This is a genomic window from Bradyrhizobium algeriense (assembly GCF_036924595.1).
Taxonomy (GTDB): domain Bacteria; phylum Pseudomonadota; class Alphaproteobacteria; order Rhizobiales; family Xanthobacteraceae; genus Bradyrhizobium; species Bradyrhizobium algeriense.
Genome location: NZ_JAZHRV010000001.1, coordinates 2,148,628 through 2,165,743, shown reverse-complemented (window position 1 = coordinate 2,165,743; position 17,116 = coordinate 2,148,628). Strand labels below are relative to the sequence as shown.

General features: G+C 61.3%; 18 protein-coding genes and 1 tRNA gene. 8 read left to right on the top strand and 11 right to left on the bottom strand.

What is annotated here, in order from left to right; genetic code table 11:
• Nucleotides 1-313: 313 nt before the first annotated feature.
• On the top strand, nt 314-1,534 hold the full coding sequence (locus V1286_RS10450) for an ABC transporter substrate-binding protein (RefSeq protein WP_334479393.1): 1,221 nt from the start codon (nt 314-316) through the stop codon (nt 1,532-1,534).
• Between the two features lie 182 nt (nt 1,535-1,716).
• On the opposite strand, the gene V1286_RS10445 is transcribed toward V1286_RS10450, so the two are convergent.
• A tRNA-Tyr gene (locus V1286_RS10445) sits at nt 1,717-1,802 on the bottom strand.
• Nucleotides 1,803-2,006: 204 nt separating this feature from the next.
• Here V1286_RS10445 and rlmB point away from each other — a divergent pair.
• Nucleotides 2,007-2,831, top strand: coding sequence for a 23S rRNA (guanosine(2251)-2'-O)-methyltransferase RlmB (gene rlmB / locus V1286_RS10440; protein WP_334479391.1), 825 nt, complete (start codon nt 2,007-2,009; stop codon nt 2,829-2,831).
• Between the two features lie 63 nt (nt 2,832-2,894).
• Here the strand turns inward: rlmB and V1286_RS10435 are convergent, their stop codons facing one another.
• Complete coding sequence (locus V1286_RS10435; protein ID WP_334479389.1) at nt 2,895-3,248, bottom strand: hypothetical protein; 354 nt, start codon at nt 3,246-3,248, stop codon at nt 2,895-2,897.
• Nucleotides 3,249-3,276: 28 nt separating this feature from the next.
• The gene (locus tag V1286_RS10430) at nt 3,277-3,723 is read right to left on the bottom strand and encodes a hypothetical protein (protein WP_334479387.1); all 447 of its coding nucleotides are present in this window, start codon (nt 3,721-3,723) and stop codon (nt 3,277-3,279) included.
• Between the two features lie 267 nt (nt 3,724-3,990).
• Here V1286_RS10430 and V1286_RS10425 point away from each other — a divergent pair, with 267 nt between their 5' ends.
• Complete coding sequence (locus tag V1286_RS10425) at nt 3,991-5,631, top strand: alkaline phosphatase family protein (protein WP_334479385.1); 1,641 nt, start codon at nt 3,991-3,993, stop codon at nt 5,629-5,631.
• A gap of 118 nt (nt 5,632-5,749) precedes the next feature.
• Here V1286_RS10425 and V1286_RS10420 read toward each other — a convergent pair whose 3' ends face one another.
• Nucleotides 5,750-6,943 carry an alpha/beta hydrolase gene (locus tag V1286_RS10420; RefSeq protein WP_334479383.1) on the bottom strand — a complete coding sequence of 398 codons (1,194 nt, stop codon included), beginning with the start codon at nt 6,941-6,943 and terminating at the stop codon, nt 5,750-5,752.
• Nucleotides 6,944-7,163: 220 nt separating this feature from the next.
• On the opposite strand from V1286_RS10420, the gene V1286_RS10415 reads away from it, so the two are divergent.
• Both V1286_RS10415 and V1286_RS10410 read left to right on the top strand, forming a co-directional pair.
• Entirely contained in the window at nt 7,164-8,144 is a 981-nt protein-coding gene (locus tag V1286_RS10415; protein ID WP_334479381.1) for a Bug family tripartite tricarboxylate transporter substrate binding protein, read from the top strand.
• A 119-nt stretch (nt 8,145-8,263) separates the two neighbouring features.
• On the top strand, nt 8,264-8,449 hold the full coding sequence (locus V1286_RS10410; protein ID WP_334479380.1) for a hypothetical protein: 186 nt from the start codon (nt 8,264-8,266) through the stop codon (nt 8,447-8,449).
• Nucleotides 8,450-8,912: 463 nt separating this feature from the next.
• On the opposite strand, the gene V1286_RS10405 is transcribed toward V1286_RS10410, so the two are convergent.
• Nucleotides 8,913-9,104 carry a hypothetical protein gene (locus V1286_RS10405; protein WP_334479378.1) on the bottom strand — a complete coding sequence of 64 codons (192 nt, stop codon included), beginning with the start codon at nt 9,102-9,104 and terminating at the stop codon, nt 8,913-8,915.
• Nucleotides 9,105-9,462: 358 nt separating this feature from the next.
• Here V1286_RS10405 and V1286_RS10400 point away from each other — a divergent pair, with 358 nt between their 5' ends.
• Nucleotides 9,463-10,218, top strand: a complete 756-nt coding sequence (locus tag V1286_RS10400; RefSeq protein ID WP_334479377.1) for a hypothetical protein — start codon at nt 9,463-9,465, stop codon at nt 10,216-10,218.
• A gap of 136 nt (nt 10,219-10,354) precedes the next feature.
• On the top strand, nt 10,355-11,293 hold the full coding sequence (locus tag V1286_RS10395; protein ID WP_334479375.1) for an alpha/beta fold hydrolase: 939 nt from the start codon (nt 10,355-10,357) through the stop codon (nt 11,291-11,293).
• A 21-nt stretch (nt 11,294-11,314) separates the two neighbouring features.
• Here the strand turns inward: V1286_RS10395 and V1286_RS10390 are convergent, their stop codons facing one another.
• The 6 genes from V1286_RS10390 to V1286_RS10365 form a co-directional block, all read right to left on the bottom strand.
• Nucleotides 11,315-11,941, bottom strand: coding sequence for a methyltransferase family protein (locus tag V1286_RS10390; RefSeq protein WP_334479374.1), 627 nt, complete (start codon nt 11,939-11,941; stop codon nt 11,315-11,317).
• Between the two features lie 27 nt (nt 11,942-11,968).
• On the bottom strand, nt 11,969-13,018 hold the full coding sequence (locus V1286_RS10385) for an NAD-dependent epimerase/dehydratase family protein (RefSeq protein WP_334479372.1): 1,050 nt from the start codon (nt 13,016-13,018) through the stop codon (nt 11,969-11,971).
• A 33-nt stretch (nt 13,019-13,051) separates the two neighbouring features.
• Nucleotides 13,052-13,564, bottom strand: a complete 513-nt coding sequence (locus tag V1286_RS10380; RefSeq protein WP_334489616.1) for an Mpo1 family 2-hydroxy fatty acid dioxygenase — start codon at nt 13,562-13,564, stop codon at nt 13,052-13,054.
• 395 nt (nt 13,565-13,959) lie between these two features.
• The gene (locus tag V1286_RS10375; RefSeq protein ID WP_334479370.1) at nt 13,960-14,877 is read right to left on the bottom strand and encodes a Bug family tripartite tricarboxylate transporter substrate binding protein; all 918 of its coding nucleotides are present in this window, start codon (nt 14,875-14,877) and stop codon (nt 13,960-13,962) included.
• A gap of 63 nt (nt 14,878-14,940) precedes the next feature.
• Complete coding sequence (locus V1286_RS10370; protein ID WP_334479368.1) at nt 14,941-15,636, bottom strand: HoxN/HupN/NixA family nickel/cobalt transporter; 696 nt, start codon at nt 15,634-15,636, stop codon at nt 14,941-14,943.
• A 164-nt stretch (nt 15,637-15,800) separates the two neighbouring features.
• Nucleotides 15,801-16,520 carry a dienelactone hydrolase family protein gene (locus V1286_RS10365; protein WP_334479366.1) on the bottom strand — a complete coding sequence of 240 codons (720 nt, stop codon included), beginning with the start codon at nt 16,518-16,520 and terminating at the stop codon, nt 15,801-15,803.
• A gap of 195 nt (nt 16,521-16,715) precedes the next feature.
• Here V1286_RS10365 and V1286_RS10360 point away from each other — a divergent pair, with 195 nt between their 5' ends.
• Nucleotides 16,716-17,069, top strand: coding sequence for a hypothetical protein (locus tag V1286_RS10360; protein ID WP_334479365.1), 354 nt, complete (start codon nt 16,716-16,718; stop codon nt 17,067-17,069).
• Nucleotides 17,070-17,116 lie beyond the last annotated feature (47 nt).

Below are 17,116 nucleotides of genomic sequence, written 5' to 3'. Positions count from 1 at the left end.
CTCGCCGCTTGGTCGCGGCGGGCGGAAGAGTTCACGGGAGTAGCTTGCCCCCAAAGGGAACAAAAGCGAATTCGTTGACACAACCGATCGACGGCGTACGCTTGTCGGATCGCGTTGTGCGGGAACTTGCTCTGGCCTGCCGCCAGCTATCGCCCTTTCGGTATGAGCCGATCGGAACACAGGCACATCCATTCCGGTCGAAGAAAATGACGATCACGCTGCCGTCAATTTCTCGGCGTTCGATCCAGATCAGGCATCTCGCCTCTCATAGGTCTCGAAATCTGGCTGCATTCTTTGTAACGGAGTTCGTCCGATGCAAACCAGGGTCCGAACGCTGATTGCTCTTGTCCTGGCGCTTACGTCATTGGGCGCGATCACCGAGCGGGTGCGCGATCCAGGCGTGACCGACACTGAAATTCGCATCGGCAACGTTATGCCCTATAGCGGGAGTCTGGAGGTCTTCGGCGCGATTGGAAAAGCCGAAGCGGCGTATTTTGAGATGATCAACGAGCGTGGCGGGATCAACGGCCGCAAGGTGCGCTTCATCTCATATGACGACAAATCCGATCCATCGACCGCTCTAAGCCTCACGCGCGACCTGATCGAGAAAGACGACGTGCTCTTGATGTTCGGTTCGTTCGGAACGCCGGGGAATTTTGCCGTTCGCGCATACCTGAATGAAAGGCAAATTCCCCAACTCTTTGTCGCCTCCGGAGACGATCATCTGAGCGATCCGTCGCTGTTTCCGTGGACAATGGGCTGGCAGCCCTCCATTCGCGAAGAGGGACGCATCTACGCCAACTACATCCACGCGTTCTACCCCGGAAAAAGGATCGTAGCCCTTTGGCAGAACGATCATTTCGGTCGAGAACTGTTCAAGGGGCTGGAAGACGGGCTCGGTGACATCGCCCGGATGATCAGGGTCGACATCGCCTACGATATCGCAGACGAGCATTTGGACACGCACGTATCGATCTTGAAGCGATCAGGCGCCGAAATTTTCGTATTCGCAGGGGTGCCGGAAAACGCAGCGAAAGTCGCCCGAATAGCGGCGGATCTCAATTGGCACCCGGTGTTCATCTTGAACCATATGGCGTCATCGATCGCGACGGCGCCAAAGCCCGCCGGCCAGGAAAAATCCTTGGGCGTCATTACAGCCACTTTCTTGAAGGATGCGAATGATCCGGCCTGGAAGGACGAGCAAGCCGCCAGGGACTGGCAGACATTTGTTGAGAAATATAATCGGGCCGGCGGCAGAGACGACAGTAACGCCGTGTTCGGCTACGCCGCCGCCGAGACATTGGCCCAGGTGCTCAAGCAATGCGGCAACGACTTGTCTCGCGAGAACGTCATGAAGCAGGCGGCGGCCCTAAAAGACTATCAAGGCTCCATGTTGTTGCCCGGGATCAAAATCAGCACGGGACCTTGGAACTTCCGGCCGATCAAACACCTGCGGCTCATTCAATTCGACGGCCGCACCTGGCAGCCGATCGGCGACGTGCTCGAAACGGCTTTCTCCAACGCGCAGAAGTAGGCGATGTGTGTTTGAGCGGGCGGCTGGCGCAGAAGTTCAAGGAGATGGCTTACCGAGCCTTGGCTTGCGTATGGGCGGCACCAGTCCGTCTACGCTTTCGCTGCGCTCAAGCTACGCCGGACACGCTCCGACCAGACGGTCTCCGCGCGGCTGCGCCACGCGTAGCCCGTCAGGGCGAAGCGTGGTGGGGAAGGAAGGACTCGAACCTTCGAAGCCATACGGCGGCTGATTTACAGTCAGCTCCCTTTGCCACTCGGGACACTTCCCCGTCCGCCAGCGTCAGGAACCGGCCGCCCGAGTGGCGGAGGACCGGACCATGGATGACGCTGAGGCCGAAAGCCTGTTTCGAACCGGCTTCGACCGGCGCGTTTATGGGCGAAGCGGGATAGCAAAGTCAACCAACGGCGCCTGCCAAAAACGCATCTGATGAGGCCAAATTGCCATATTCCGGCCCCCGTGACACAAGCTCCCCATGAGCGATCGCGACCGAAAACCGCCGTTCCGCCGTGGCGGCGGTAAACCCTTCGAAAAAGGGCGGAAATTCGCCCGTCCACCGGGCCGGGACCGGGATTCGAGCCCTGACGGGCCGGTGATTCTTTATGGCTGGCACACGGTTTCGGCGGCCCTGGCCAACCCGGAACGGCAGATCCGAAAGCTGTTCCTGACCGAAAACGCCGCAAAGCGCCTAGCGGACGAGAATATCGACACCCGCGTTCCCCCCGAAATCGTCCGCCCGAACGCGATCGACCAGCGGCTCGGCCCCGACGCCGTGCATCAGGGGCTATTGGCGGAGGCCGAGCCCCTGCCCTCGCCCGATATCGATACGCTGGCTCAGGAAGGCATCGTGCTGGTGCTCGACCAGATCACCGATCCGCACAATGTCGGCGCAATCATGCGCTCGGCGGCGGCATTTGCGGTGAAAGCGATCGTCACCACGGCCCGGCACAGTCCGGAGGCCACCGGCGCACTGGCGAAATCCGCCTCCGGCGCGCTGGAGCTGGTACCGCTGGTGACCGTGCAGAACCTCGCCCGCGCGCTCAACGAGTTGAACGACCGCGGCTTCATGACGGTTGGGCTGGACAGCGAGGGCAGCGAGGACCTCGGCGCGGTGACGCTACAGCAGCCGCTGGCGCTGGTGCTGGGGGCCGAGGGCAAGGGCCTGCGGCAACTGACGCGCGAGACCTGCAGCGTGGTGGCGCGGCTCGACATGCCCGGCGAGATCAAGAGCCTGAACGTGTCGAACGCCGCGGTGCTGGCGCTCTATATCGGCGCGAGCCGGCTCGGCCTGATGAAATGAAAGGACAACGCCCGCCCGCAACTCAATGCGAACGGGCGCCGAAATCCTTCACCGATCGCGAGATCAGTAGTAGCGGCGCAGCACGCGCTGGCCGTGGTAGCGGTGCGCGCGATAGGGCCGGTTGTAGCCATAGCCATAACCGGAGATCGAGCCTTCGCGATAGACCGGACGCGGCGCCCAGTTGCCGGGACCGGTATAGGTCGGGCCCTGGTTGACCCAATAATACTGCTGCTCCGGATCGGGCAGACGTTCACGGACCCAGCCGCCGCAGGGGTTGCAGCCGGCATAGCCGTAAGCCGCGACCGGCGCGACATAGACAGGCGGCTGCACGCACGGCGCGTAGTAACCGCACGCCATCGCGGGGGCTGCGGCCATGACGGCAACTGCCGCGATCAATCCTTTAAGTATCTGACGCATTACTCTCTCCTGTCGATATTTTCGTTGGTTAGCGTGGAAAATGCTGCGGCCCTCGCCTTCGCTCCTGCGGCGCGTAGATGATCTCGGGCGGATTGACGGGGACGTTGGATTGCGCCGGCAGCGGCGCCGATTGCGCCGACCAGGATTGATGATAGCTCTCGGCCGGCTGCGGCAATCTGCGGTTCGCCGGCGGCTCGATTTCCAGCCGCCCGTAACCGGGCATGCGGCCGGCGCTCGGATAATAGCGGCCGACGTGCGGCACCGAATCGACATAGCGGCCACCGTAGACGGTCGGCTCGACATGGGTGCCTTTGCCCAGCCCCCAATCGCCCTCGACCACCGCATAGGATGCATCGACGCCGTTAATGATGACGGGTACGCCGGGGCGGCCTGGAATCACGATCTCGAAGCCGCCGCCGGCAAAGGCCGTCGACGTCATCGCCGCCAAAATTGCCAGTGTCGAGGCAACGCGCATCGCTTGGGATTCCGTTTTCCTGGAGTCCCAATTTAATCCGACACGCCGTTTCAGGGGTTAAGGCGGCCGGCCAAACTGCCGGTAAGGCTAACGCGCCAGCATGGATCGCCGTTCAATTGCGAGAAAAGTCGCTATCCAAACGTTAACGCCGAGGGGATCGGCAGGCCGACCCCGGGAGTTGGCGCCCGCTCGATTGTCATTTGCGCGGCAATATCGCACCATCCCGCCTTCTCCCGCTTCCTCCGAACTCCAGCCGAAATGCCTGAAATGACGACCAAAACGCCCGCGAAGAATGTGCTGTGGATCATGTGCGACCAGCTTCGCTACGACTATCTCGGCTGCACCGGGCACCCCGTTCTGAAGACGCCAAACATCGACGCGATGGCCAAGCGCGGCGTTCTGTTCTCGAAGGCCTATGTGCAGTCGCCGATCTGCGGCCCGTCGCGGATGTCGTTCTATACCGGCCGCTACATGCGCTCGCACGGCTCGCACTGGAACGGCTGGCCGCTGCGCATAGGCGAACCGACGCTCGGCGATCACTTGAAGAAGATCGGCGTCCGCAATGTGTTGGTCGGCAAGACCCACATGGCCCCCGACCTCGAAGGGCTGAAGAATCTCGGGATTCCACCGGACTCGATCATCGGCGTGCATGTGTCGGAATGCGGGTTCGAACCCTATGAGCGCGATGACGGCCTGCACCCGACCGGGCGGCCGCGCCCGGCCTACGACAATTATTTGCGCCAGCACGGCTACGACGCCCCCAATCCGTGGGAGCACTGGGCCAATTCCGGCGCAGCCGAGGACGGGAGCCTGCAGAACGGCTGGCTGCTGGTGCATGCCGACAAGGCGGCGCGCGTGCCGGACGAGCATTCCGAAACGCCCTACATGACGCGGCGCGCGATGGAGTTCATTACCGATGCCGAGGACGACGGAAGGCCATGGTGCCTGCATCTGTCCTACATCAAGCCGCACTGGCCCTACATCGCGCCGGAGCCCTACGCCAGCATGTACGGGCCTGAGGACGTGCAGCCGGTGATCCGCTCGCAGGAGGAACGCGCCAACGCCCATCCGGTGTTCGCCGCCTATATGGACATGCGCTACTCCCGCAACATGTCGCGCAACGAGGCGCGCGAAAAAGTCATTCCGACCTATATGGGCCTGATCAAGCAGATCGACGACCAGATGGGCGTCCTGATGCGCTTCCTCGAAGCGCGCGGCCTGCTCGACACCACCATGATCGTGTTCACGTCAGACCATGGCGACTATCTCGGCGATCACTGGATGGGCGAGAAGGATCTGTTCCACGAGCAATCGGCCAGGATCCCGCTGATCGTGATCGATCCGTCAAGCGCCGCCGACAGCACGCGCGGCACGGTGAGCGATGCGCTGGTCGAGGCGATCGACCTGGCGCCGACCTTCATCGACTATTTCGGCAGCAATCCGCCGGACCACATTCTGGAAGGACGTTCGCTGCTGCCGCTTTTGCATGGCAAGCGGCCGGCTGACTGGCGCAAGGTCGTGTTCTCCGAATACGACTACGCGATGCAGGACGTCCGCGTGATGCTGGGCCAGCCGATCGAGCGCTGCCGGCTGTTCATGGTGTTCGACGGCCGCTGGAAATTCATTCACGCCTCCGGCTTCCGCCCGATGCTCTACGATCTCGAAAGCGACCCGCAGGAATTGACCGATCGCGGCGCCGACCCCGCCTGCGCTGACGTCGTGGCGCGGCTGCAATCGGAGTTGTTCGACTGGGCGCTGCATCCGAGGATGCACATCACCACGCCGAATGCGAAGATCGCGGCATATGCTGCCCAGCAATTGCAGGTGAAGAACGGCGTGCTGATCGGCATCTGGGACGAGGCCGAGCTCGGCGCCATCAGGGAGAAGATCGGGATTATCCGCAGTTGAATTTCAGAGCGATCATCGGCCGCAGAGCCCAAACGACGAGAAATTTGCAAATAAAACCGACATGGCGAGACGCGGCTTTGACCCAATGCGAACGCGCGGATCGGTCGAAACGCGAGCGTCAGACACCTGTCAAGAACGTCTCAATCTCGCCGATGAACTTTGACCAGGCGGGCTCGCCCGGTATGGGGACGTGGTTTTCTGAGTCCAAGACCGCGAATCTTGCGTTCGGGACGGACGTGGCGATGCGGCGTCCCTCGTTAAACGGCGCTGCATTGTCGTTACGACAGTGAAGGACCAGGGTTGGGGCAGATACCTTCGGCAATAGATCGACGATATCGATCTCGTCAACGGCACATCGGTTCATGATCGCGTTTTCGACTGACGTCGAGAGGCGCAGCAGGTTTGCGTACCACTTGATCTGCTCGGCCGAAGCGCCGGGAAGAAAGACAGAGCTGAATATCCTTAGCAGAGCGGAGTTATCGTCGCCCCATCCCTGTCGCATGATGGCAATCCACGCTTTGGCGATTTCGGCCTCTTTCGGCGAGCCGCGTTTGTTGCGGCCCAACGCAAAGCCGCCGTGAAGGATCAGTTTCGATACACGTTCGGGATAGCGGGCAGCGTGAGCGATGGCGATTGCGGCTCCCTGCGATATGCCCAGGATGGCGTAACGATGCAGATGCAAAGCATCCACAACCGCGTCCAGGTCGCGCTCGAACGTTGTGAACGAAACATCGGTGATGTCTCGATCGGAAAGCCCAAAACCTCGACCATCGTAACGAACAAGCCGGACGCGGTCGACGAGGAAACGCCAAAGCGGTCCGCGGATAGGACTCTGCCAGTCGTACTCCAGGTGGGTGGCCCAGGTGGGAATACACACAAGCGGCATGCCCTGGCCCACACATGCAACGGCAATGTTGACGCCGTCTTGGGTTCGGCAGAATGTGAGCTCCTGATGACGCGAACCGATCATTGGAGGTCGGCTATCCAGTTCCCCATCGGATAATTCGGCCGCGAACAGATAGCCCCGGCGCGGGACGGTTTTGACGATCTCATGGACATCGTCGGACAGCGCCTCGCGGATGTCCTTGATGGATTGGACGAGACAGCCATCGGATACGAACACGTTGGGCCACGTCGCTCTGATCAGCTCTTCCTCTGAAACGAGCCTGCCAGCGTGCTCAGCGAGATAGCGTAGCACATCGAAGGATTTCGGCCGAAGTTGAAGCTCCCGCCCGCCGCGCATGACCGCGCAGCGCTGCAGGTCGAGGGCATAACCGTTGAAGCAGAGCACCCTGGGAGAGCCGGAATGCATCCTGACCTCCACCGCCTTCAAAATACGATCTTACCACCTTCACCGATATTTCGGCGGAATTTCATCGCGCCCTCACTACGCCAGACGCTCGCCGTGCCAGTGTCGGCCCAGCGTGCGGGCGCGCCCCTTCGGGCTGCTCCGGGCCCGTCGCCAACAGCCACCCAAACGCTTCGCCGAGCCACGATAGCCCCGGAAGGATCATCTGAGGGGGGAGGCAGCCATGAACCTTCTGCGTTCATTGATTTTGGTTCTTGCCACTCTGGTCATGTCCGTCACGGCGGGGCCGGTCGCACAGGCGCTAGATTATCCCATCCACACGGTTCGAATTGTCGTCGGTTTCGGACCGGGCACGTCTCCAGATATTGTCGCTCGCTTGCTCGGCGATCGGCTTTTCCAGGCATGGGGCAAGCCGGTCATCATCGAGAACACGGTGGGCGCCAACGGCAATATTGCCGGGGAGCGCGTCGCAAGGGCCGAGCCCGACGGCCATACGCTGCTGCTCGCGGCCGCCCCAGTTATTGTCATTAACCCGAGCCTCTATGAGAAGATGCCGTTCGACCCGGTCCGGGAGCTTGTGCCGATCTCTCAGTTATGTGCTTACGCAAACATCCTCATCGTCAGCAACAACGTGCCGGCGAAGAATGTGCAAGAGCTTGTGGCACTCGCACGCGCGCGACCGGGCGCACTCACCTATGGGTCCGCAGGATTTGGCTCGACGCTGCACCTCGCCGGGGAACTGCTGAAGTCCATGGCGAAAGTCGACATCCTGCACGTGCCGTATCGCGGTGCTGTCTTTTCCCAGGAGCTGGTCGCTGGACGACTCAGCATGGCGTTTGCTCCTCCTACCGGCGCGTTGCCCCTCGCGCGCGAAGGGAAAGTCAGGGCGCTCGCGGTGACGTCGTTGGAGCGCTATGCCGGCGCACCCGATCTCCCGACCATGGCAGAGTCTGGCTTCCCTGACTTCGACGTAACGGTATGGTTCGGCCTCTTGGCGCCTGCCAGAACTCCACCGGCCATCGTCGACAAGCTGCACCGCGAAACAGCGAGGATTCTTGCCATCCCCGACATACGCAAGCGCTTCGGTGATCTTGGAATCGAGCCGATTGGGAATTCACCTGCGGAATTCGCCGCCGCTATTGATGATGAGATTCCGAAATGGGCGAAGCTGGTTAGAGAAGCGGGTATAAAGCTGCACGATTAGATTGCGGTCGGCCGCGGAACTTGTCGCCGGCACCGGCTCCGCCCTTCGAGGAGAGCAATGAAGCCATATCGCCGCGACACCAGATTTGACCGGTTGTCATCCTTTCCCGACCGGGCATCGTGGCGCTGCTGCAGTTAGAGCTATTCGATTGGGCGCTGCATCAAAAGATGCACGTCACGACGCCAAACGCAAGGATCGCTGCCTATGCGGCCCAGCAACTGCAGGTAAAGAACGGCGTGCTGATCGGCATCTGGGACGAGGCCGAGCTCGGCGCCATCAGAGAGAAGATCGGGATCAAGCCATAAGACCAGTGATGCGCATTGCACGACGGATTAGCCCAGGCAAAAGACGTCCGGCGTTCTGTCTCGGCATCAAGTGAGCGTGAGGCGTGAGGCAGCTCACATTCGAGAACCGCGAGTTGATCTAAGGCCGTCGCAAACCCGGCTGCGGGAGACGAGCCATGCCATTGTTCAATAGCCAAATCGATTGGCAGGGAATCGGCACCATAGTGGTGGTTGGGCTTTTCACCCTATTCGCCCTTACGTTCGCCGTTGTTAGTTACGTGGAATGGTCATCGAATGCCGACTTGGCCGAGTCTATGAGCACGACCGAGTCATCGGCATCTGATCCGAACCATTCCAACAAATCTGCAGCGCAGAACCCGTCCGCCAAGGGCCGAACGAACTGCCCCCTCGATAAGAAATCGCTCCCAACTCAACTACTGCCCTTGCCGTAGTCTACACTTCAGACCAATTCGATCTCGTGCGCTTACGACGCATCGTGCGCGACGGACGATTCCATCAGCGGCCGGTCGACCGGAGTACGGTAGAGCTCGTTACTGTCTCCGTCGGTGACACGCACAGCACATCCGGTGGAACACAGCTCGGGGCGAACGATGCAAAGCTCGCTCGCGAGGCTTTCGGCCTTATCGATCGCGTTTTCTGTGTTTTCGAGATACATGCCGCCTGGTTTTTGAACTCCGCGCCTATGACGAGATCAAAGTTGAAGTATGGCATCAGTGCCCCCTGCCAAATTCAAGCTGCACGGAATCTAACTGAGTCTGGTGGGTTCCCCTCATTTCAATTTCTGCATTTGACATCTGATTGTAGCCGTCTGTTGCGCTTCGGTACCGCGACCGGGGCACGATTGCATTCTGCTCCGGGCGGCTGGCGCAAACCAGGGGGTCGGAAACGAGTGTTGCGGCGGCGACACGTCGCGTTGGTAAATTGCGGCCGCTCACGCCACGTTTATTGCGGTTCCGGGCGCGCCGGCGCTACGGTCGCCCGGCGAAACGCTTGCAGTCCCCTTGAGGAGCGCAATGAAGTCCTATCGCGGCAATATCGGATCTGTCGGCTGGTCATCCTGTTCCCGCCAGGCATCTTGGCGTCGACTGCAAACGATCGCGATCGCGATCTTGCTGCTCCTGCCGATCGGCGCAAGTCCCGTGCTGGCAGCACCGAATTCCGCGTCGGCAGCCTCGACTTCTCACGTCTATCTGCTCCGCGGCGTGCTCAATATTTTTTCTCTGGGTCTCGATGACATCGCGGCACAGCTACGGGCGCAGGGCATTCCGGTCACTGTCGCGAACTTCGCCTCCTGGTCGTCGCTCGCCGACGAAGCCGCCGCCGGATTCAAAAGTGGCAGGATCAAGACGATCATTCTGGTCGGGCATTCCTCGGGCGCGACCGCATTGCCCGACATGGTCGCCAGGCTGGACCAGCTTGGCGCTCCCGTTAAGCTGGCAATCGGCTTGGATTCGGTGTTTCGCACCAAGCTCTCGGGGCGCGTGGGACGCTACGTAAACTTCTACATCGCCAACGGCAACGGCGAGCCGGTCGCAAAGACCGCGCAATTCCAAGGCAAGCTTGAGAACATCAATGTGCAGAACGTTCCTGGCGTCGGGCACATGTCCATCGAAAAGAACCAGATCATGCAGCAGAAGGTGATAAGCGAGATCGACGCCGTCGTCTTCGGCCGATCTGCACCAGCTTCGGGGCCGCAGAAACCGCGGCAGCCTCGAGCGGCAGGCGCGGCGAGACCTGGCAGGGCAGACACCGCGGCGGTACGTCAGTAGCGCGACTGGCTCGGTTCCAGGCCGTCGCCGAAACGAGTGCCGCAAATTCTGCCAATTCCTCGACGATAGATCACTCGCAGAGCGCTGGGTGGCGTTGGGGTGTGCTTTGACGGCCAGAATCGCGGATGAAACGCGCATGAGCAGTCCGACGCGGGTTGCGGCCGTAGCGATTTGGGCGGCGCTTTCCGCCTTCGTTTTCTCGTTCGGTTGCAATCTGGCGCTCGCCGGTCCGGTCGCACGCTCGACCAATGCTGCCGCGACGACCGCCCCCGTCGCACTGCCAGCCGCGACCCAGCCGCAGGCGCGCGTCTACCTGTTCCGCGGCGCACTCGGGCCGATCTTTTCGCGCGGGATGGACCATCTAACCAAGCGCCTCGAACAAGCCGGCATCCAGGCTGACGTCTACGAATTCACCATTTGCCGGCTGATCGCGGATCAGGCTATCCGCGATTACCGTGACAATGCCGCTCCGGTCGTCCTGATCGGTCATTCGATGGGCGGACTTTGTGCCCTGACGTTCGCCGGGATACTGAAGTCCGAAAACATCCCGGTTAGCCTGGTGGTCACCATTGATCCGGCCCAAGCAAGCCCGAAGGTGCCGCTGAACGTCGAGCGTTTCATCAACATTTTCCTGTCCGACAGCGTATTGGGCGGCGGTGACGTGGTCGCCGAGCAAGGTTACCAGGGTCACTACGCGAGCTTCGATTTGAAGCAGCACGAGGAAGTCACCCACATCAACATCGACAAGATGGATTCCGTCCACGAGCAATTGGTGACGGCAATTGCGCAACTTGCGACGACGCCTTTGCCAACCGGTGGAGAGGCGGTGCCGCTGCGCTACGTCGTTCCTCCCGATGCCCCAATCGAGCTGTGGGACAGCGGCACGCAGCAATTCGCCCGTTCGGGCGATACGTTGCAGAGGCTTGCAGCACTTAACCATGTGCCGCTGTGGTCACTTACCCAAGTCAATCAGTACTCGGAGAGTGCGCCGCTGTCAGTTGGCCAGCGCGTCTTTGTTCCGCGCCGTCTCGCTCCGCCTGTCGCGACATCGGCGGCGACGCGACCGAAACGGTAACTTACAGGGTATTCTGCGGCGTCAGGTGGGCGGCAGGAACGGAATCAGCATCGGAACGCGCCGGCAATACGATCCATAGGCATCCGCACCGAGTTCAGCCGTGAGGAAGCCTTCCTCCATGCGGGCCTTCAACGACATCCCGAGCGAGATCAGCATCGCACCCAGCATCGCGGTCACTGTTCCGACCGCGACACCCGTCACCAACATCCCAAAGATAAGCCCCGTATAGATCGGGTGGCGCACAAATCCATAGGGGCCGGTATCGATGACCTGATGGCCTTCCTTGTGCGTGATCGCGTTCGACCAGAAACGTCCGAGATGAATTCTCGCCCACCATGTGAACGAGATCCCTGCAAGGACCAGGCACGCCAGCGCGTAGATGCCAACGCTGCCAAACTGCCAGAGCGGCTTTTCCCCCAGAACCTTGCCGGTCAATGGCAAGAAAAGAATTGCCCCTGCGAAAATGGGGAGCCGGTATTTGAGCGAGTCCCAGGTCATCACGTGTTTCTTGGTTTGACCGGACCAGAACGACGCCAAAACCCAACTGACGACCCACAAAATCCAGATGACGGCGAGCAACTGTGTGGGCCAGGTAGTGGTCCAGCCACTCAAGGCGAAAGCGAACCATTGGCCAGGATCGTGCAGCATGTTGCGGACCTTCAGTGAGCGATTGAATCAACCGCCAAACCGGCGCTCGATGTGAAGCGATCGAGCGCGACTACTCGGCGTTGAGCTCCATTCAGGCTGATGGTGGCCGGCATCAAGCAGATGCGCAATGGTTTCCCGCAACACAGGTTCGACGGCGCCCGGCGCATAGCCCAGCTCTCGTTGTGCTTTCTCGATCGACAAGGCCCCTGCCCGCAATGCGATACGAACGCCTTCGGCCGTACCGGACGGGGGCCGGCGCGTCACGTGATCGGCGATGAACTCCAGCGTTGCCGTGACCATTTCGGCGACCTTGCCGTTCACGTGAATGCACCGGACGCGACGTCCGCTGATCTCAGCCATGAGTTCGAGAACCTGTCTTAGCGGCATGCTTTCGCCGCCGAGAACGTAGCGATGTCCAGCCTGTCCGCGCTCCATGGCAAGGATCAGCCCTTCGGCGGCGTCGCGCACATCGACGAGGTTCACGACAAAATCAAGATGCAATTGAAGGCGTCGCTTGAGAAAATAGCGCAGCATTGCCGTCGGCGGCGTAACATTGTGATCGTAAGGCCCGACCGGCATGGTGGGACAGCCGATCACCACCGGGTATCCGGATGCGGCCGCCTGCATGGCGAAACGGTCGGCGAGCATTTTCGAGCGCGTATATGGACCCGGCATGTCGTCCGGCAAGAGCGCATCGTCAGCGACAGGAACCATCGATGGCGAGGCACGGAACAGAATGGATTCCGTCGAGCAGTGCAGGAAGCGCCTTATGCCGCGCTTTCGCGCCGTCTCAATGACGATTTCGGTGCCACCGCAATTGACGGTGTGAAAATCAGCTTTTCGCGGCAGCCACATCCCCGGTAGGCCGGCTAGGTGATAGACCTCGTCGACCCCGTCCATTGCTCGGTCCACCAGGTCGCGATCAAGTACCGATCCACTGACATACTGAACCTGCGTCAAGGCGCGGGGTGGTGGCTGAAGATCGAGAACCCTCACCTGCCCACCTCGCACGATCAGCGCCGCGACGAGGTGCTTTCCGATGAACCCACTGCCGCCTGTAACGAGTATGCGCGTCATGCTGCGGGTGCACTCAAGCTGAGCTATTTGAGATCACGATGTAGCACCTCGCGGTTGCCCCTGGATGATGATAGCGAGATCGCGCCGAAAGCCCAGCGCGATAAACAGCTTCGCCATGACAAACATTGGTCCGAGCAAAAGGTGGGTCGGATTGTCGACCAGCGCCGGCTGCCGCCGCTCGAACACGCGGTGCCCAACAATCTGCGATGCGACCCCAACGACAATTAGGATGGCCGTAAGTGACCACATGCCAGCAGTCGTCGCATGACTAACGATCACGGCAGCGACTGAGAGCAACATGATTGCGGCCCCAAGGATCGCGGCTCCGAGCGCGAAGTCGAGCAGGAACCAGTAGATGAGCACCGGTACGACAGCGATGGTCGCCGCGCTGGTCTGGAACCCGAATACGGTGATGGGCCACAGGCTGAGCGGAAGAACAGCGGCCAGGAACAAGAACGCGATGCCGAAGACATGCATCGCGCAATTCCAGGGGTCACGATGGTATTCAACGTACTCCGCAAGCTGCCGCCGAAAATATGAACTCATGCGGTGCTCTCCCTGCCGTCGGCAGCCGCGGCTAAACTGAATCAAACAAAAAGCCGACACCCCTGCCTCGATAGCTAGAGTTAAACTTGGGAATCATCGTCAAGTCAAAGCGCGGCCACGGTGGTATTCCCGGCTCATTGAGCGCGAAGACGCCGCAACGTAGACAAATCATGCGGTAATTCAGGCAACTAACATGGTATATGGGCCCGTGGAACCGGCACATCTTGCGACAATTTTTCCAGCAAATGTTGCCGTTCAGCCAAGCGTCCACTGAGCACTGGCGCGATTGTTCCCACGAGGAGGGGGCGACGGCCCCAAGCATCGCGCCAGGATGCGGGCCGCCTACCCGATCTCCGCAGCATCTGCGCGTAAGGTTACGGGTGCGAACGGCGATTCTAATTCGTGATCTTGTAGCCGGTCGCCTTCACGATCGGCTGCCAGAATGCGTGATCAGCCGCGAGCCTTTGCGTCAACTGCTCCGGCGTGGAGCCAACCGGAATCAGCATGACCGCGAGCAGCTTTTCCTTCACCTCGGACTTCGCCAACACCTCGGCGACGGCCGTGCTCAGCTTCTTTGCGAACTCTGGCGAGCTGCCGGCCGGCAGCCACATGCCGTACCAGCCGTCCGCCACCAGATTGACGCCGCTCTCCTTCAGAGTCGGGATGTCTGGCAAAAACGAAGAACGGGTCTCGCTGGCCACGGCGACAATCCGCAAACCTCCGGCGCGGTGCTGTGTGATCGTGTCGGAAACCGTGGTGATGCCAAACGGGAGGTGACCTGCAATCAGATCGTTGACCATCAGCGCCGAACCACGATACGGCACCTTGGTCATCGACAAGCCCAGCGCCTGCTCGAGCTGCCAGCCGGTGAAATGCGGGATGTTGCCGCTGCCCGGAGTGCCATAAGTCGCCTTGCCGGGATTCGCCTTCAACCAGACTGCCAATTCCTTGAAGTCTTTGACTTCGATCGCGGGGCTCGCGACCACGGCGAATTCGAAGCGGGTAAGCTGCGAGACCGGCACAAAATCCTTGGCGGAGTCGAAGCTCGGTTGGTTCTCCACCATGGGCAGCAGGTACATGGTCGGGCCAGTCGTCATCAGGATCGTGGTGCCGTCGGGATTCGCGCCCTTTACCGCCCGGATGCCGATCAGTCCGTCGCCGCCGGTGCGGTTCTCCACGATGAAATTGCGGTCAAGGAGCGCAGGCAGATATTGCGCCAGCTGGCGGCATAGCAGGTCGCCGCTGCCGCCGGCCGCAAACGGGAAGATGATTTTAGTCAGCGGGCCCGATTGCGCGAACGCCTTGCCCGTCATCGCTGCGAGCGAACATGCGGCGCTTCCGGCCAGAAAATTGCGGCGATCCATTGCTATCGTCCCTTACGCGAAAGCGGTTTCATAGACAGTCATAATTCCGATCGCGACGGTGGCAAGGCCCACCGCCCCCTGCAGGCCGCGATTGGCCCAGGTGAGCGAGCGGGCGGAGACCGCGAGCGGCACCGCGATCACCGTCGACAGCGCGCCCATGCCGATCATCGAGCCGACGCCGAACAGTGCGACGTAACCGAGGCCGAGCGCGGGACTGGACGCCTGCGTGACCGCCAGCACCAGAAGCGCAGCCGAGCCCGCCATGCCGTGCATCAGCCCGACCAGTAGCGTGCGCCAGCGGAAGCCATGATCGTGGGCATGGGCCGCACGGGCATGCGAGCTGGTTTCGCCGGCATGGCTGTGGGCGTGGAAGTGCACCGTGCCGTCGCCATGGCCGTGCCGGTGGAAATGCACCCGGTCGCGCCACAGACGCCACAGCACATGCGCCCCGAGGCCGACCAGCATGACACCGACGGCGGTCTCGATCGGCCGGGCAATGGTTTCGGGGATCGCGCGGCCGAGCAGGATGGCACAGCCTGCAAAGACGAACAGCGTCAGCGTATGGCCGAGCCCCCAGGTCAGGCCGTGCTTGACGATATCGGCCACATGGCTGCGGCGCGCGGCGATGCTGGAGACGGCGGCGATATGATCGGCCTCGAGCGCATGCTGCATGCCCAGCAAAAACCCCAGCCCCAGAATTCCGAACATACGCCCCCTGCTACCCGCTGCATCAGTTGAAGTTCAGCTCAAAGCTGAACTTCTAATTTTGATTTCGACGCGTTTTCTTCACGCGAGCCGGTGCCCACCTACGGATCAAGTCTGGGGGCATGCTTCGCTTGAAAATGCCATGAAATACCAGTTGGAAGCCTTTGTCAGGTCAAGACTTCATCGAACAGGCTCTTCATCGACGCCCAGGAGCGGCGGTCGGCCTGTTCGTTATACAGGGCGGTGCGCAGCATCGAGCCATCGGCGGCCGGGTTGGTGAAGCCGTGCAGCGTGTTGCCGTAGGCGATGACCTGCCAGTCCTTTACGCCGCCAGTGCGCATTTCATTCTCGAAATCCGCAATCTGATCAGGCGGCGCCAGGGGATCGTCCACCCCGGTGCAGACCAGCACGCTGGCCTTCACCAGCCCCGGTTGCGCCCGCAGCTTTGTCGCCAGCACGCCGTGGAAACTGACCACCGCCTTCAGCTCGGCGCCCTCGCGCGCCAGCTCCAGCACCACCGACCCGCCGAAGCAGAACCCGATCGCCGCCAGTCTTTGGCTATCGACCTGCGGCAACGCGGCGAGTGTTTCGAGCGCGGCGCGACCACGGGCGCGGAGTTTTTCCGGCTCAGCGCGAAGCTCGCCGACCAGGGTCGCGACTTCCTGCAGATTGGTCGCCTGCCGACGGTCGCCGAACATGTCGGCGGCGAACGCGACATAGCCGAGACCGGCGAGCCGGCGCGCGCGCTCCATCGCGAATTCGCCAAGCCCGAGCCCTTCGTGAAATACGGCGACGCCCGGCCGCGGCCCGGCAGCGTTCTCGTCAAGCGCGAGATAACCGCGCAAACTGGTTTCGCCGCAGCGGTAATCGACGTCGCGCACCTGCATGAAATTCCATGATCCTTCAAATGATGGGCAGCCGGAACTTCACATCGGTTTGACGATTGCACAACCCTCGAATCGGAACATCCGAAAACACCTCCGGTTGGGCTCTGACCTGACCTTCGGAGCAATCACAATGACAAGATCAGCAATTCTCGGCGCGCCGCCGCGATCCTTACGTCCGCGCTCGCAAGTCCTGCGATGGCGCGGGAGGTTATCTACAATCCCGGCTATTGCGCGCAGTTCTATCCAAACGCCAACTGCCAGAACAAGGGACCGGGAAATCCCTATACCGACAGCTACCAGCGGCAGGTCTCTCGAGACCAAGTCTATCGGGATCGCACCTGGCGGGACAGCTACAACCGCTGGGACAACAACAGCAGCTTCTGGCCGGGCGATGTCGCGGCCGGCGTCGTCGGCAGCGCGGCCGGCACGGTGGCTGGCATCGCGACCGCTCCGATCGGCGGCGATGCCTATGCCCACCGCAACGGCTTTGTCTGCATCCCCGGCACCTGGTTCCGCGGCGAGGATGGCCGGAGGCATCCCTGCCAGTAAGGCAAGCAGAATTTGCGAAGGGAAGCCGGCCAAATGTCCGGCTTTTT